Origin of the sequence: Bradyrhizobium diazoefficiens (assembly GCF_016616885.1) — a bacterium.
In the GTDB taxonomy this organism is placed as follows: Bacteria; Pseudomonadota; Alphaproteobacteria; order Rhizobiales; family Xanthobacteraceae; genus Bradyrhizobium; species Bradyrhizobium diazoefficiens_F.
This window is the reverse complement of record NZ_CP067102.1, coordinates 2,879,254-2,894,996: the sequence shown is the minus strand read 5'-3', so window position 1 is coordinate 2,894,996 and position 15,743 is coordinate 2,879,254. Positions and strand designations below refer to the sequence as shown.

Sequence of the window (15,743 nt, the reverse complement as noted above, 5' to 3'; positions counted from 1 at the left end):
ATATCTGGTGATCCCGGGGCTGGCAGTCGCCATTCTAGCCCTGCCTGATTCGTATCTCTACCCGGTGACTTGCGGGGTGGGCTTACCCCTCCCGTGGCCTGAAATTCTCGATCACCCGTAGCAGCACCCGCGCGCCGGCATCGGCGTCCGCGAGCTCGACATGCTCGTCCGGATGATGGCTGATGCCGCCGCGGCAGCGGACGAAGATCATGCCGACATCGGCGATGTCGATCATCGCCATGCCGTCGTGCCCCGCTCCGCTCGGCAGCTCGAAGGCGGACAAGCCTTCGGCGGCGATCGCTTGTGCGATTTGATCCTTCAGCCAGGGCGCGCAAGGTGCGGTGCGGTTCTCATGGGTGACGTCGAGCTGAAGCGCCAGTTGCCGGCGCTTGGCGATCGCCTCGATCTGGCGGACGACGTCGGCGACCGCGCGCTTGCGATGCATATCGGTCGGCGCGCGCATGTCGATGGTGAAGGATACTTCGCCCGGAATGACATTGGTCGCGCCGGGCCGCGCCTGGATGTAGCCGACGGTGCCAACCAGGCCACCCTCGTCGGTCCGGCAAAACTGCTCGATCGCACCAATGCATTCGGCAGCGCCACTGAGCGCGTCACGGCGCAGCGCCATCGGCACGGTGCCGGCGTGACCAGCCATGCCGGTGAGCCGCGCCGCCAGCCGTGTCGCGCCCGCAATCGCGGTGACGACGCCGACAGGGAGATTCTGGGCTTCGAGCACCGGCCCCTGCTCGATGTGCAATTCGAGATAGGCCAGCAGCTCGCGCCGCGCGCGCGCCGCCGCGCCGATATGGTCAGGGTCGAGGCCGAACTTGACAAGCGCATCGCGCATCGACACGCCGTCGCTGTCGCGCGTGTTCAAGACGCTCTCGTCGAAAGTGCCCGCCACGGCGCGGCTGCCGAGCAGGGTCGAGGCGAAGCGCACGCCCTCTTCATCGGCAAAGCCCACCACCTCGATCGCAAACGGCAAACGCTTGCCGCGGCGATCGAGTTCGGCAACACAGGCGATCGCCGTGATCACGCCCAGCGGTCCGTCCCATTTGCCGGCGTCACGCACCGTGTCGTAATGCGAGCCGAGCATCAGGCACGGGGCCCCCGGCCGCTCGCCTTCGTAGCGGCCGCAGACATTGCCGATCGCATCGAGATGCGCGCTCATGCCGGCCTCGCGCATCCAGCCAAGGATGAGGTCCGAGGCCGTGCGCAACTCCTTCGTGAGATAGATACGGGTGAGCTTGCCGTCTTCTTCCGAGATCGCCGCGAGCTCGTTGATCCGACGCACGATCTCCTCGCCGAGCGATGCATGTTGAACGGCGGTCACGGCAGCCATCTCGGTCAAGCCTTCCATCCTGGAGACCGCGCGGGCGGTCCCACCCAATCGATACAAGTTCGGTGCCAGCGAATTCAGGCGGCCGGCGCCGCTTCAACTCAGCGCGTGGTTAGCATGAATGGGGGTGGTCGGCCGACCGCCCCAGTCGCATCATGCACACGCGAGAGCCGGTTAAGATTGCTTAACCACTTTGCATACAATGGGACAATACTGCTCATAATTTAATCTGACGATTTCTTGATCAGGATTTCTGCATCAGTAATATTTGATATTTTCCAATTACTTATGTCGAAATGCCCGCTCCACAGCCTCTGGCACGAAGCTTGCGACATCCTATCCGGGCTCCGCCATACCGGCGCAGCCGCGAGATTGGGGCGGTCCAGCCGCCAAGGGGAGCAAGCAATGGATTTTGGCAGGATTTCACGACGTCACTTGTTGCGGGGCGGAGCCGCCCTCACCCTCGGCGCGGCGGCCGGCGCCCGCCCGGCCTTCGCGGCCGACACGACCATCGGCTTCATCTATGTCGGCTCGCGCGACGACTACGGCTACAACCAGGCACATGCGCAGGGCGCGGCGGCGCTGAAGAAGATTCCCGGACTGAAGGTCGTCGAGGAAGAGAAGGTGGCGGAGACTGACGCGGTCGAGAAGACGATCGAGTCCATGATCAACCTCGACGGCGCCACCCTGCTCTTCCCGACCTCGTTCGGATACTACAATCCGCACATGATCAAAATGGCCACCAAGTACCCGAAGCTGCGCTTCGAGCATTGCGGCGGCCTGTGGAGCGACAAGGATCCGAAGAACGCCGGCAGCTATTTCGGCTACATCGACGAAGCGCAGTATATCTCAGGCATCGTCGCCGGCCTGACGTCGAAGAGCAGCAAGCTCGGCTTCGTCGCAGCCAAGCCGATCCCGCAAGTGCTGCGGAATATCAACGCCTTCGCGCTCGGCGCGAAGTCCGTCAATCCGAAGGCGACGACGCAGGTGATCTTCACCGGGGACTGGTCGATGCCGGTCAAGGAGGCCGAAGCGACCAATAGCCTGATCGACCAGGGCGTGGATGTACTGACCTGTCACGTCGACGGCCCCAAGACCATGGTCGAGAACGCCACGCGGCGCGGCGCCTTCGTCTGCGGCTATCACACCAACCAGTCGGCGCTTGCGCCCAAGGCGTATCTCACCGGCGCCGAGTGGAACTGGGAAGCGCTCTATCCGAAGTTCGTCAAGATGATCGCCGCTGGCGAAGGCATCCCGAATTTCTACCGCGGCGGCCTGAAGGAAGAGATCGTCAAGGTCTCGCCCTATGGCGAAGCCGTCTCGGCCGAAGCGCGCAAGGCGGCCGACGAGGCCAAGGCAAAATTCCTGTCCGCGGAAGGGTTTGCCATCTTCAAGAGTGGGCTGGTCGACAACAAGGGCAAGACGGTCATCGCGGCCGGCACCGATCGCGGCCAGAAGGATCCCGAACTCGAGAAGATGGACTATCTCGTCGAGGGCGTGATCGGAGCGACTTCGTGACAGCGGAAGCGGCGGCGGATTCTGCCGAGGCGGTCGGGACAGTTGCCCCGGCCGCCGACCCGGGGTTTCTCCAACGCCACGGCGGCACGATCGAATATGTCCTGATCCCGGGCGCGGCGCTCGCGGGCGCGCTTGTGGTCTTCGGCATCTTCGTCATGCTGTTCGGCAAGAACCCGCTCGACCTCTATTTCTACATGTACTACGGCGCCTTCGGCACCTGGTTCTCCTGGCAGAATACGCTGACGCGTGCTGCGCCCCTCATCCTCACCGCGCTCTGTACGGCGCTGCCGGCGCAACTCGGCATGGTCATCATCGGCGGCGAAGGCGCCTTGCTGATCGGCGCGTTGTCGGCGACGAGCGCCGCACTGTTGCTTCCAGGCATGCCGCCGCTCGTCGTACAGATCGCGATGGTCGTCGCCGGCGTCATCGGCGGTGGGTTGTGGATCATGCTGGCAGGCGCGCTTCGGCAGTATCGCGGCGTCAACGAGACGATCTCGAGCCTATTGCTCGTCTACATCGCGCTCGCAATTCTCAATCACCTCGTCGAAGGCATGATGCGGGATCCCGCGAGCCTCAACAAGCCATCGACCCGCGAGATCGGCGTCGCCAACATGATCGGCTCCATCCCCGGCACCGACGTGCATTGGGGCCTCGTCTTCGGCCTGATCGCCGCGATCGCCGCCTACATCCTGATCTATCACACGGTGTTCGGCTTCGCCGCGCGCGTCGCCGGCGGCAACATCCGCGCCGCGAAGATCGTCGGCCTCGGTGTCAGCAAGCTGATCCTGACCATCTGCTTCCTCGCCGGCGGCGCCGCGGGTCTTGCCGGCATGGTCGAGGTCGCCGCCGTACAGGGCCGTACCAATGCCAATCTCGCGGCCGGCTACGGCTTCACCGGAATTCTGGTTGCCTTCCTGGCGCGGCAAAATCCGCTTGCGATCATTCCTGTCGCGATCCTGCTCGGCGGCATCAGCGCCAGCGGTGGCCTGCTGCAGCGCCGGCTGGGACTGCCAGATGCTTCCGTGCTGGTGCTCCAGGGCATCATCTTCGTCTTCGTGCTCGCCAGCGATGCACTCTACGGCCGCATCGGTTTCCTGAAGGGAAAATCCTGAGATGGCAGACGGATCGATCGGCCTCTGGACCGTCCCGCTCGCCGTGCTCGGCGGCGCCATCCGCGTCTCCACGCCCTTCCTGTTCGTGAGCCTGGGCGAATGCATCACCGAGCGCTCGGGGCGCATCAATCTCGGCCTTGAAGGCACGCTGGTGATGGGCGCGATGAGCGCCTACGGCATTTCCTATCTCACGGGATCGCCGTGGCTGGGCGTGCTCGCCGCCGGCGTCACCGGCGCCCTTCTGGGCGCGCTGCACGCCGGCATCTGCTCGCTGCCACGCGTCAACGACGTCGCGGTCGGCATCGCCCTGATGCTGTTCGGCACCGGCCTCGCCTTCTATCTCGGCAAGCCGCTGATCGAGCCGACCGCGCCGCGCCTGCCCGCGATCGATTTCGGCTGGTGGAGCGACATCCCGCAGGTTCGGGCCGCGCTGCGCGTCAACGTGTTGTTCCTGATCGGCGTCGCACTTGCACCGATCCTCTATTGGGCCTTCCGCACCACGCGCTGGGGCTTGCTCATCCGCACCGCCGGCGAGAGCTCAGACGCCGCGCGTGCAATGGGCCACTCCGTGCTCCTGATCCGCCTGCGCGCCACCATGGTCGGCGGCTTCCTCGCCGGCATCGGCGGCTCATTCCTGTCGCTATTTTATCCCGGAAGCTGGAACGAGGGCCTCTCCTCAGGCCAGGGCATCACGGCGGTGGCCCTCGTGATCTTCGCGCGCTGGGATCCCCTGCTCTGCCTGTGGGCCTCGCTCGCCTTTGGCGGCGCCGCGGCGCTCGGACCGGCGCTGCAATCGGTCGGCGTCACCTCCGGCTATCACCTCTTCAACGCCGCGCCCTACATCCTGACGCTGGCGATCATGATCATCACCTGCTCGCCGAAACGCACGCTGACCGGAGCCCCGGCCGAATTGTCGATCACCCGCTAGAGAGCAAAATCATGCCCGAGCGCTATATCAAGTCCGAGCCTTACGCCTGGCCCTACAATGGCGATCTCCGTCCGCAAAACACCGCGCTCATCATCATCGACATGCAGACCGATTTCTGTGGCATCGGCGGCTACGTCGACAAGATGGGCTACGATCTGTCGCTGACGCGAGCGCCGATCGAGCCGATCAAGAAGCTGCTCGCGGCGATGCGCAAGCAAGACTTTCACATCATCCATACCCGCGAAGGCCACCGCCACGATCTTTCCGATCTTCCCGCCAACAAGCGCTGGCGCTCGCGCCAGATCGGCGCCGGCATCGGCGATCCCGGCCCGTGCGGCCGCATCCTGGTGCGCGGCGAGCCCGGCTGGGACATCATCGAGGAGCTTAGCCCCTTGCCGGGCGAGCCTGTTATCGACAAGCCCGGCAAGGGCTCGTTCTGCGCCACCGATCTGGAGCTGATCCTGCACGTGCGCGGCATCGAGAACATCGTTCTCACAGGCATCACCACCGATGTCTGCGTCCACACCACCATGCGCGAGGCCAACGACCGTGGCTTCGAATGCGTGCTGCTGCACGATTGCTGCGGCGCGACCGACAAGAGCAACCACGACCATGCGCTGAAGATGATCAAGATGCAGGGCGGCGTGTTCGGCGCTGTCTCGACGTCGGATGCCTTCATCGGAGCGATTTCGTGATCATCGGCGAACCGCCTCCGCCCTCCGGTGCCTTCGGCGTCGATGCCATCGCCATGACCATGCGCTTCGGCGATTTCCTGGCGCTGGACAATGTCGAGCTGAAGGTGCGGCCCGGCTCGTTCCATGCGTTGCTCGGCGAGAACGGCGCCGGCAAGTCGACCCTCGTCAAATGCATCATGGGCTATTACCACGCGACCGAAGGCGACATCCTCGTCGGCGGCCGCGAGCAGGCGATCGCCAATCCGAAGGACGCGCATGCGCTCGGCCTCGGCATGGTCTACCAACATTTTACGCTGGTGCCGGCCATGACGGTCGCCGAAAACCTCGTGCTGGCGCGCGATGACGTGCCGGCCGTGGTGAGCTGGCCGAGGGAGATGAAGGAGCTCGAAACGTTCCTCGCCCGCATGCCCTTCAAGGTCCCGCTCTCAGCAAAAGTCTCCGACATCTCGGCCGGCGAGCGGCAGAAATGCGAGATCCTGAAGCAGCTCTATCTGGAGCGCCGCTTCCTGATCCTGGATGAGCCGACCTCGGTGCTGACGCCGGCAGAAGCCGACGAGGTGCTCGGCATGCTCCGCGACATGGTCGTCGAGGGCGAGCTGACCATCCTGATGATCACGCACAAGTTCCGCGAGGTCATGGCCTTCGCCGACGAAGTCACGATCCTGCGGCGCGGCAAGCTCGCCGGTGCCGGCAGGGTTGCCGAGCTGACGCCGGACGCAATGGCGCGCACCATGATCGGCGCCGAGGAGTTGACCGTGCAGCCGCCGCGGACCGGCGAGGCCGGACAGGCGCGGTTGGAGCTGGCAAAGGTCCGTGCGCTCGACGATGCCGGCGCCATCGCCGTGCATGACGTCTCCCTCACCGTGCGTGCCGGCGAGATCGTCGGCATCGCCGGCGTCTCCGGCAACGGCCAGCGCCAGCTGGTCGAAGTCCTGGCCGGTCAGCGCGACGCGGAGGGCGGTGAGATCCGAGTCGCAGGCGATCCCTATCGCGCCAGCCGCGAAGAGATGCGGCGCCACAAGATGTCGCTCCTGCCCGAGGAGCCGTTGAAGAACGCCTGCGTCGGCGGCATGAGCGTCGCCGACAACATCGCCTTCCGCGAATTCGACCGCGCACCCTTCGCCAGTGGCGGCTGGTGGCTCAACCGCGGCGCCTTCCGCGACGACGCAACGAAGAAGATTGGCCAGTACAAGATCAAGACCCGCACGCCGGATACGCCGATCTCGGCGCTATCAGGGGGCAACGTGCAGCGCGCCGTGCTCGCCCGCGAGCTTGCGGGCGATGTCGAGGTGCTGATCGCGGCCAATCCCTGCTTTGGCCTCGACTTTGCGGCCGTGGCGCAGATTCACGCCGAGATCATGGCTGCGCGCAACCGCGGCGCCGCGGTGCTGCTCGTCAGCGAGGATCTCGACGAATTGCTCGAACTGTCCGACCGGCTGGTGGTGATGTTCCACGGCGAATTCGTGTATGAAGCACGGACCAGCGACGCCGATCTGACCGAGATCGGCCGGCGCATGGCGGGACATTGACTACGGAGGCGCGATGGACGGCCTATCCGAACGCGACGAGCACTTCTTGCGTCTGTCCTTCGCGGTCGCCCGCCGCTCCCTCACGCACGGCAACCATCCCTTCGGCTGCATCGTCGTCGATGCTGACGGCAAGGTGCTGATCGAGACCGAGAACGGCTACATGCCGGACCACGACGGCACCGCGCATGCCGAGCGTCTGGCCGCCACGGAAGCGTGTCGCACGCTCAACCGCGAGACGCTGGCGACCGCAACGCTCTATTCCTCCGCCGAACCCTGCGCGATGTGCGCTGGCGCGATCTACTGGGCCGGCATCGGCCGCGTGGTCTACGGCCTCAGCGAGCACCGCCTGCGCGCCGTCACCGGCAATCACCCGGAGAATCCGACGCTCGACCTGCCCTGCCGTGAGGTCTTTGCCAGCGGTCAGCGGCCGACGACGGTGGTCGGCCCGCTACTCGAAGACGAGGCCGAAGCGCTGCACGACGGCGTGTGGACGAAGTAGACCGCGCCACGAACTCGGAAGCGTAGGGTGGGTGAGCCCTGCGGCTGCGCGAAGCGCGGTTGCAGGGCGTAACCCACCGCTTCTCTCTCGACTGGGGAACAAAAGATGGTGGATTACGCCTTCGGCTAATCCACCCTACGACGCAAATGACGCCGCGCATTCCCGCGCGGCGCCATGCGTACCCATCAGAACTTCACAGTAATGCCGCCATAAACCGTCGACTCGGTGCAGCTCTTGGTGCTCTGGCCCGTCGCGGCGACCGTGCAGACGCCGGGCATGGCGTTGTGGTCGAGGCCGAACTTGTTCTGCCAATAGCGATAGGCAACCCAGAGGTCGACGAAGTGCGAGTACTTGTCACCCCAGGCCGCTTTCGACGCGTCGAAGGTCAGACGGATCGGCTCGCTGTTCAGCTCGGTCTTGGACGCCGTGGAGAACCTGCCAATACCCGAGAGGGCAGCGAGGCCGTTGGAGTCGCCCTTCGGGCCGTACCAGCCGGCGCGGCCGCTGATCGACCAGAACTGCATGTTCGGCGGCAGGAAGCCGAGGTCCATGTAGTAGTTGATTTCGACGGCCCAGGTCGGGTTGTAGCTGACATTACCGTCGGAGTTACAGGTCACGCCGGCAACGCCCGCGCCGAACAGGCCGCACTGCGTGAAGGCGTTATGGTTCGAGAACTCCCAGTACATCAACGGAGCGACGTTGATGTAGCCCTTGTAGGGAAGGTCGAAGGCGAACTGCAGACCGGCGACGACGTCGCGCTTGGCCGGCGCCAGGAAGGTGTTCTCGGTGTTGGCATCCATACCGACTTCGAACGAGATGTTGTGGAGCGGCCCCATGGTGAAGGCCTTGGTGTTGAAGATCTCGTTCCAGCCGAAGGTCGAGCGGAACAGGCCGTAGATCTCGGTCGCGCCCGCGCAGTCGCTGGCGGTGCCGTTGATGTTCACGCCTGGAGCAGTACAGGGCGAAGCGGGGTCGTTATGGCCCGACTTGAACATCGAGATGGTGAAGAAATTGGTGCCATAGGCCCAGAGGTCGAAGTGAGTGAAGGAGTAGACCTGCTTGGCGGTGGTGCCGTTGATGCTGCCATCCGGACGGACGCTCCACATGCCGGGATCGGTGCCCTTGGGCATCCAGGAGAACGACACGCGGTTATCGATCACGAGGAAAAACGGGAGGTCAGACGCCTTCTTCACGGCCTTGACCGGCAGATCCGCCGCATGAGTCCAGCCACCGATGGCCAGCGTAGCAAGTGACAGCGCCATTGCTGCAATTGCCTTGAAACGAAACGACATCCTGAATACCCCCAAGTTTGGACACGTAAAATCAACGTCCCCTTGGGTGCGACACTTGCGCTGAAGTTCCGGAGTGAGAAGCCTCAACTTTTTTCAAGGCATGCCGCTTGTTTCGGCAGCGCGCCGCGTTTCACTGCGGAATCTTGAGGGGTTTGGTGCCGCACCATCAGCGGCCGTCGACAACGCCGGAGACGCCATTGCCGAACATTCCCGTTTGATTCTGTTTGTCTTTTGCGTCAACGCGACGACCCAACCGCGACTGTCGAAGACAGTCGCCGCCGTCACGACGAAATGCATACGAGCGATGGCGCGACGTTGCTCAACTTCACGTCAAGCCTGCATAGCGGGTTCCGATTTGGCTTGAACCGTCACAAATTTGCAACAGCCGCCACGTGCAGCGCGCGACCGCAAGAGCCGTGTGGGGACAGTTGGGGACGCCTGGCGTCTGGAAACAGCCGCGACTCGCGCGACCGGCCTCCTGCCGAAGCGTTGAGCAAGGGATGACGCATTTTCACACCTTACGCGGCGGTTCAAACTAGCCCAGTATTGAGGCACTTCATCCCATGCAAGCGTACCAGCGAATGTTAGATCCGACGCCTAACGGCCCGCATTCCGGCGAGTCCCCGTTACTCAGGACGGTGGGGCTCACCAAACGCTATGGGGATTTCCTCGCCAACGATTCCATCGACGTCGACATCTGGCCGAAGGAAATCCACGCCTTGCTCGGTGAGAACGGCGCCGGCAAGTCGACACTGGTGAAGGCGATCTATGGGCTGATCCAGCCCTCTGCCGGCGAGATCCGTTGGCAGGGCGATCGAATCGTCCTGTCCGGCCCGTCGGAAGCGCGCAGCCGCGGCATCGGCATGGTGTTCCAGCACTTTTCGCTGTTCGACAATCTCACCGTCGCCGAGAACGTTGCGCTTGGGCTCGACGGCAAGGAATCCTTCAAGGACATGTCGGCACGGCTGGAGCAGGTGTCGAAGACCTATGGCCTGCCGCTTGATCCCAGGCGCGAGGTCTGGCAGCTCTCCGTCGGTGAACGCCAGCGCATCGAGATCGTCCGCGCGCTGATGCAGGACCCGAAATTCCTGATCCTGGACGAGCCGACCGCGGTGCTGACACCGCAGGAGGCCGACCAGCTCTTCATCGTGCTTGAGCGGCTCACGGCCGAAGGCCGCGCCATCCTCTACATCAGCCATAAGCTCGAGGAAGTGAAGCGGCTCTGCGATACCGCCACGATCCTGCGCGGCGGCAGGAAGATCCAGACCTGCAATCCCCGGCTCGAGACTGCGGCCTCGCTCGCACGCATGATGGTTGGCGGCGAGATTAGGGAGGTGAAGGCGGCCGCCGGACGTCGGACAACGATACCGCGGCTGGTCGTTAACGATCTCTCGCTCCCGCCTGACGAGGCGCATGGTGTGCGGCTCGAGCACATCTCCTTCGAGCTGAAGGGCGGCGAGATCCTCGGCATCGCAGGCGTCGCCGGCAACGGCCAGGACGAGCTCTTCGCCGCACTGTCCGGCGAGCGGCTGTCGAAGGATCCCAGCACGGTGGTGATCGAGGGCATCGCCGCCGGCCACCTCTCGATCACCAAGCGGCGGAAGCTCGGCGCCGCCTTCGTGCCCGAAGAGCGGCTCGGGCACGGCACCGCACCGCGCATGAGGCTGTCGGAGAACGCGCTGCTCACCGGACACGCGGCCAGCGGCATGGTCAGTCACGGATTCATCGATACCGCCGCCACGCTGAAGACCGTGGACCAGGCGACCGAAACCTTCGACGTGCGCAAGGCCAAGCGCGATCCGGAAGCAGCCTCCCTCTCCGGCGGAAACTTGCAAAAATTCATCGTGGGTCGCGAGATCCTGCGCAATCCAGCTGTGCTGGTGGTGAGCCAGCCGACCTGGGGCGTCGATGCCGGTGCCGCCGCCGTCATCCGGCAGGCGCTGCTTGATCTCGCCACCGCAGGTGCCGCGGTGCTGGTGACCAGCCAGGATCTCGACGAGCTCGCCGAAATCGCCGACCGTATCGCCGTGATGTTCCACGGCCGCTTGTCGGAGCCGCTCGCCACGCCCGATGCGACACGCGAAAAGCTCGGCCTGTTGATGGGCGGCAGCAGCCTGGAGCCGAAGGAGGCCGCGCATGCAGTTGGTGCTTGAGAAGCGCGCTGAGCGCTCCAACACGATCGCGCTGGTCTCGCCGCTGATCGCGATCGGCTTGACGATCGTGACCATGACCATCCTGTTCGCGATCCTCGGCAAGAATCCGCTGCTCGCCCTGCAAGCCTATTTCATCGCGCCCTTGACGGACGGCTATTCGCTCCAGGAGATCGCGGTGAAGGCGACACCACTGGTGATGATCGCGATCGGGCTGTCGATCTGCTATCTCGCCAACGCCTGGAACATTGGTGCCGAAGGGCAATTCCTGATCGGGGCCGTCGCCGGAAGCTGGATCGCGGTGAAGACGCAAGGCACCGACGCCGGCGCCTGGGTGCTGCCGGCGATGCTCGTGCTCGCAGCCGCCGCGGGCGCGCTCTATGCGCTGATCCCGGCGATCTGCAAGGTGAAGTTCGGCGCCAGCGAAATCCTCACCAGCCTGATGCTGGTCTATGTCGCCGACCTGCTGCTGGACTATCTCGTCCGCGGCCCCTGGCGCGATCCGAACGGCTTCAACTTCCCGACCACGGCCGAGTTCGATTCCGTTGCGACGGTGCCGCTGCTGATCGAAGGCGGCCGGCTGCATCTCGGCTCAATCATCGCGCTGCTGGTCGTTGCGGCGGCAGCAATCCTGCTCGGGCGCACCATCAAGGGGTTCGAGATCCGCGTCGTCGGTGCCGCGCCGCGCGCGGCACGGTTCGGCGGCTTCAACGCCCATCAACTGATCATCCTGACCTTCGCGGTGTCGGGCGCGTTGGCTGGCCTTGCCGGCATCATCGAGGTCGCGGGCCCTGTCGGACACCTCCAGCCGGGTATCTCGCCCGGCTACGGCTTCACCGCGATCATCGTGGCCTTCCTCGGCCGGTTGAACCCGATTGGAATATTAATTGCAGGCCTTTTTCTCGCACTGACTTTTATCGGCGGCGAGCAGGCGCAGATTGCAATGAAGATCCCGTTGGACGTCACCAAGGTCTTCCAGGGCATCCTGCTGTTCTACGTGCTCGCCTGCGACTCGCTCATTCTCTACCGCTTCAAGCTGGTCTTCCCGAACCGTCAGGTGGCCCGTGGAGCTGGTTGAAGCCATCATCCTGTCGGTGCTCGCCGCCTCGACGCCGCTGCTGATCGCGGCAACGGGCGAGCTCGTGACCGAGCGCTCCGGCGTGCTCAACCTCGGCGTCGAGGGCATGATGATCGTCGGCGCGGCCTGCGGTTTTGGCGGCGCCTGGCTGACGGGATCGATTCTGATCGGCGCGCTGTTCGGCATCGTCGCGGGAACGCTGATGTCGCTGATCTTCGCGCTGATGGCGCTCGGCCTCGCCGTCAACCAGGTCGCGACAGGGCTCGCGCTGACCATTCTTGGCGTCGGTCTCTCGGGCCTGATCGGTGCCGGCTTCGTCGGCGAGCGCATCACGCCGGCGATCCATCTCCACATTCCAGGCCTCACCGACATTCCGCTGCTCGGCCGCGTGCTGTTCGGCGAAGACGCCTTCGTCTATTTCTCCATCGCACTCATCATCGGCGTCTGGTGGTTCCTGTACCGCACACGCGCGGGATTGATCCTCCGTGCCTGTGGCGACAACCACATCTCCACGCATGCGCTCGGCTATCCCGTGCTGCGTATTCGCACCCTCGCCGTGATGTTCGGCGGCGCCTGCGCCGGACTTGCGGGAGCCTATCTTCCGCTTGCCTACACGCCGTTCTTCATTCCGGGCATGACCGCGGGCCGCGGCTGGATCGCGCTGGCGCTGGTCGTGTTCGCGTCCTGGCGGCCGGGCCGTCTCGTGGTCGGCGCCTATCTGTTCGGCGCGGTGACGATCCTGCAGCTGCACGCGCAAGGCTGGGGCGTCGGCATCCCCTCGCAATTCATGTCGGCGCTGCCGTATCTCGCGACCGTCATCGTGCTGGTGCTGTTGTCTCGCGCGCGCACCGGCGGCTCGACCGCACCGGCCGCGCTCGGCACCGTGTTCGTGCCTGACCGCTAGAGTTTTGATTTTCGCGGCGTGCGCGATGGGGCGCGCACGTCGCGGATCGTGGCTTTCCCCTGATGTTTGGAGATTGATGATGAGAAAATCACTTCTTGCGCTGGCTGCCGGCCTTCTGCTCGCCGGGAGCGTCAGTGCAGCCTCCGCTGCCGACAAGCTGAAAGTCGGCTTCATTTACCTCGGCCCGATCGGCGATCTCGGCTGGACCTACCAGCATGAGCTTGCCCGCCAGGCTCTCGTGAAAGAGCTCGGCGACAAGATCGAGACCACCTATCTCGAAAACGTGCCGGAGGGACCCGATGCCGAGCGCGCCATCGAGCAGCTGGTCCGCGCCGGCAACAAGCTGATCTTCACGACGTCGTTCGGCTACATGGACCCGACGCTGAAGGTCGCCAAGAAATATCCGAACGTGCATTTCGAGCACGCCACCGGCTACAAGCGCGACAAGAACATGTCGACCTATTCGGCCAAATGGTATCAGGGCCGCTACATTCAAGGCCTGATCGCGGCCAAGATGTCGAAGTCCGGCGTGCTCGGCTATATCGGCTCCTTCCCGATTCCCGAGGTCGTCTCCGGCATCAACGCGACGATCCTCGCCGCACAGACCATCAACCCGAACATCAAGGTCAAGATCATCTGGGCCAACACCTGGTTCGATCCGGGCAAGGAGGCCGACGCCGCCAAGGCGCTGATCGACCAGGGCGCCGACGTCATCATGCAGCACACGGATTCGCCCGCCGCGATGCAGATCGCCAGCGAGCGCGGCAAGCTCGCTTTCGGCCAGGACTCCGAGATGATCAAGTTCGGGCCCAAGACCCAGCTGACCTCGATCCTCGACACCTGGGGCCCCTACTACATCGAACGCGTCAAGGCCGAGCTCGACGGCGCCTGGAAGTCCGAGGACAGCTGGGGCGGTCTCGACAGCCACATGTTCGCGATGGCGCCGTATACCAACATGCCTGACGACGTGAAGAAGATCGCCGAGGATGCGCAAGCCGCGATCACCGCGGGCAAGCTGCATCCGTTCAAGTGCCCGGTGATTGGGCAGGACGGCAAGGAGGTCGAGTGCAAGGGCGGCGCCAATCTCGCCGACGGCCAGATCCTCGGCATGAATTTCTACGTCAAGGGCATCGACGACAAGCTGCCGGGCAAGTAGCACGCTTCTTGCATTGCCTAAATCACCTGCTCCTCCCGGAGGAGGTTCGGAGGGGGTGGCCAGAAGCACCCGGCACTTGTGGTCGCCCCCTCTTTCTATTTTACCCCGCCTGCATCGCCCGCGCCGCGGAGCTGTGCCGGCGGATGAGGTCCGGCACGTCCAGTCCCGGGATCGCGCCGTCGACGACGGCCCACTTCCCCGCCACCATCACCCGATCGGCCCGATGCGCCCCGCACAGCACCAGCGCCGCCAGGGGATCGCCATGGCCGGAGAAGCGCAGCTCGTCCAGCCTGAACAGCGCGAGGTCGGCCGCCTTGCCGACCGCGATCTCGCCGAGTTCCGGCCGACCGACACACGCCGCCGAGCCCTTGGTCGCCCAGCGCAGCGCATCCTTGTGGCTGACCCTGGTCACGCCATAGCGCGCCCGCTGCAGCAGGAACGCGGCACGCACTTCCTGCATGAGATTCGAACCGTCGTTCGACGCCGAGCCATCGACGCCGATCCCGATCCCGACGCCGGCCTCCTCCATCTCGCACACCGGGCAGCAGCCGGAGGCCAGCAGCTGATTGCTGCAGGCACAATGGCTAATGGTCGTCTTCGCTTTGCCGAGGCGCTTCATCTCGTCGGCGTTGAAGAAGATGCCGTGGGCGAGCCAGGTCCGCGAGTTGAGCCAGCCGCATTGTTCGAGATAGTCGAGCGGACGGCAGCCATACATCTGCTGGCAGAATTTGTTCTCGTCCTCGGTCTCGGCGAGATGGGTGTGCAGGCGCACGTCGAGCTTGTCGGCGAGATCGGCGGTGGCGCGCATGAGCGAGGTCGTCACCGAGAACGGCGAGCACGGCGCGAGCGCAATCTGCACCATCGCATCCGCACCGCGCTGGTGATGTTTTGCGACCACGCGCGCGCTGTCGGCGAGGATGGTGTCCTCGTCCTGCACGACGCTATCCGGCGGCAGGCCGCCGTCGCGCTGCGACCGGTTCATCGAGCCGCGCGTCAGCAGCACGCGCACGCCAAGCCGTTTTGCAACGCCGACCTCGATGTCGACGGATTCTTCGAGCCCCGCCGGGAAGACATAGTGATGATCGGTCGTGGTGGTGCAACCCGACAGCAGCAGCTCGGACATCGCCACGGTGACGCCGAGCTCCAGCGATTCCGGGGTGAGCTTCGCCCACACCGGATAGAGCGCCTGGAGCCAGGGAAACAATTCACGGTCCATCGCCGCCGGCAGCGCTCGCGTAAGCGTCTGATAAAAATGATGATGGGTGTTGATCAGGCCCGGCAGCACGGCGTGCTCGCTTGCATCGAACACCGTGACATCGGCCGTCGCCGGTGTTCCGCCGGCCGGCACGAGCTCAACGATACGGCCATCCTTAACGACGATGCCGCGCCCGGCGCCGTCAGCGAGGATGGCCAGGGGATCCCTGATCCAGATCGGCTTTGCGTCGCTCATGATCCTGTGTCTCCTCGCCCTCGTTAACTAATGGCCTGCAGGGCAGAGGCCATCCCGAGAGCCTTATTTGCTGCGACTTGTTGTTGCCACTTG

Annotated in this window: 13 protein-coding genes; 10 read left to right on the top strand and 3 right to left on the bottom strand. The window is 64.6% G+C overall.

All coding sequences use genetic code 11. From position 1 onward, the window contains the following. Positions 1-82: 82 nt before the first annotated feature. Entirely contained in the window at positions 83-1,342 is a 1,260-nt protein-coding gene (locus tag JJC00_RS13160; protein WP_200474105.1) for an allantoate amidohydrolase, read from the bottom strand. A gap of 402 nt (positions 1,343-1,744) precedes the next feature. Between JJC00_RS13160 and JJC00_RS13155 the strand changes: the two genes are divergently transcribed. Genes JJC00_RS13155 through JJC00_RS13130 form a run of 6 tightly spaced genes read left to right on the top strand, consistent with a single transcriptional unit; the run spans position 1,745 to position 7,620 of the window. Then, on the top strand, positions 1,745-2,857 hold the full coding sequence (locus JJC00_RS13155; RefSeq protein WP_200472958.1) for a BMP family ABC transporter substrate-binding protein: 1,113 nt from the start codon (positions 1,745-1,747) through the stop codon (positions 2,855-2,857). Further along, positions 2,854-3,969, top strand: a complete 1,116-nt coding sequence (locus JJC00_RS13150) for an ABC transporter permease (RefSeq protein WP_200472957.1) — start codon at positions 2,854-2,856, stop codon at positions 3,967-3,969. The genes JJC00_RS13155 and JJC00_RS13150 overlap by 4 nt, the downstream gene beginning before the upstream one ends. A gap of 1 nt (position 3,970) precedes the next feature. Then, positions 3,971-4,897, top strand: coding sequence for an ABC transporter permease (locus tag JJC00_RS13145; protein WP_200472956.1), 927 nt, complete (start codon positions 3,971-3,973; stop codon positions 4,895-4,897). 11 nt (positions 4,898-4,908) lie between these two features. Then, positions 4,909-5,592, top strand: coding sequence for a biuret amidohydrolase (gene biuH / locus JJC00_RS13140; protein ID WP_200472955.1), 684 nt, complete (start codon positions 4,909-4,911; stop codon positions 5,590-5,592). Further along, positions 5,589-7,121 (top strand): ABC transporter ATP-binding protein, encoded by a 1,533-nt coding sequence (locus JJC00_RS13135; RefSeq protein ID WP_200472954.1) that lies wholly within the window; start codon positions 5,589-5,591, stop codon positions 7,119-7,121. The genes biuH and JJC00_RS13135 overlap by 4 nt, the downstream gene beginning before the upstream one ends. Positions 7,122-7,134: 13 nt before the next feature. Further along, positions 7,135-7,620 (top strand): nucleoside deaminase, encoded by a 486-nt coding sequence (locus JJC00_RS13130; protein WP_200472953.1) that lies wholly within the window; start codon positions 7,135-7,137, stop codon positions 7,618-7,620. A gap of 185 nt (positions 7,621-7,805) precedes the next feature. On the opposite strand, the gene JJC00_RS13125 is transcribed toward JJC00_RS13130, so the two are convergent. Next, a complete protein-coding gene (locus JJC00_RS13125; RefSeq protein ID WP_200472952.1) occupies positions 7,806-8,912 on the bottom strand; it encodes a hypothetical protein in 1,107 nt (368 codons plus the stop codon). A 581-nt stretch (positions 8,913-9,493) separates the two neighbouring features. Between JJC00_RS13125 and JJC00_RS13120 the strand changes: the two genes are divergently transcribed. The 4 genes from JJC00_RS13120 to JJC00_RS13105 all read left to right on the top strand — a co-directional run bounded on the left by JJC00_RS13120 (position 9,494) and on the right by JJC00_RS13105 (position 14,200). Next, entirely contained in the window at positions 9,494-11,065 is a 1,572-nt protein-coding gene (locus JJC00_RS13120) for an ABC transporter ATP-binding protein (protein ID WP_200472951.1), read from the top strand. Further along, complete coding sequence (locus JJC00_RS13115; protein ID WP_200472950.1) at positions 11,049-12,140, top strand: ABC transporter permease; 1,092 nt, start codon at positions 11,049-11,051, stop codon at positions 12,138-12,140. Before JJC00_RS13120 ends, JJC00_RS13115 begins: the two co-directional genes overlap by 17 nt. Further along, on the top strand, positions 12,127-13,044 hold the full coding sequence (locus JJC00_RS13110; protein ID WP_200472949.1) for an ABC transporter permease: 918 nt from the start codon (positions 12,127-12,129) through the stop codon (positions 13,042-13,044). The genes JJC00_RS13115 and JJC00_RS13110 overlap by 14 nt, the downstream gene beginning before the upstream one ends. A gap of 79 nt (positions 13,045-13,123) precedes the next feature. Further along, the gene (locus JJC00_RS13105) at positions 13,124-14,200 is read left to right on the top strand and encodes a BMP family ABC transporter substrate-binding protein (protein ID WP_200472948.1); all 1,077 of its coding nucleotides are present in this window, start codon (positions 13,124-13,126) and stop codon (positions 14,198-14,200) included. 100 nt (positions 14,201-14,300) lie between these two features. Here JJC00_RS13105 and JJC00_RS13100 read toward each other — a convergent pair whose 3' ends face one another. After that, positions 14,301-15,650: an 8-oxoguanine deaminase gene (locus tag JJC00_RS13100; protein WP_200472947.1), complete on the bottom strand. Its 1,350-nt coding sequence runs from the start codon at positions 15,648-15,650 to the stop codon at positions 14,301-14,303. Between the last annotated feature and the right edge of the window lie 93 nt (positions 15,651-15,743).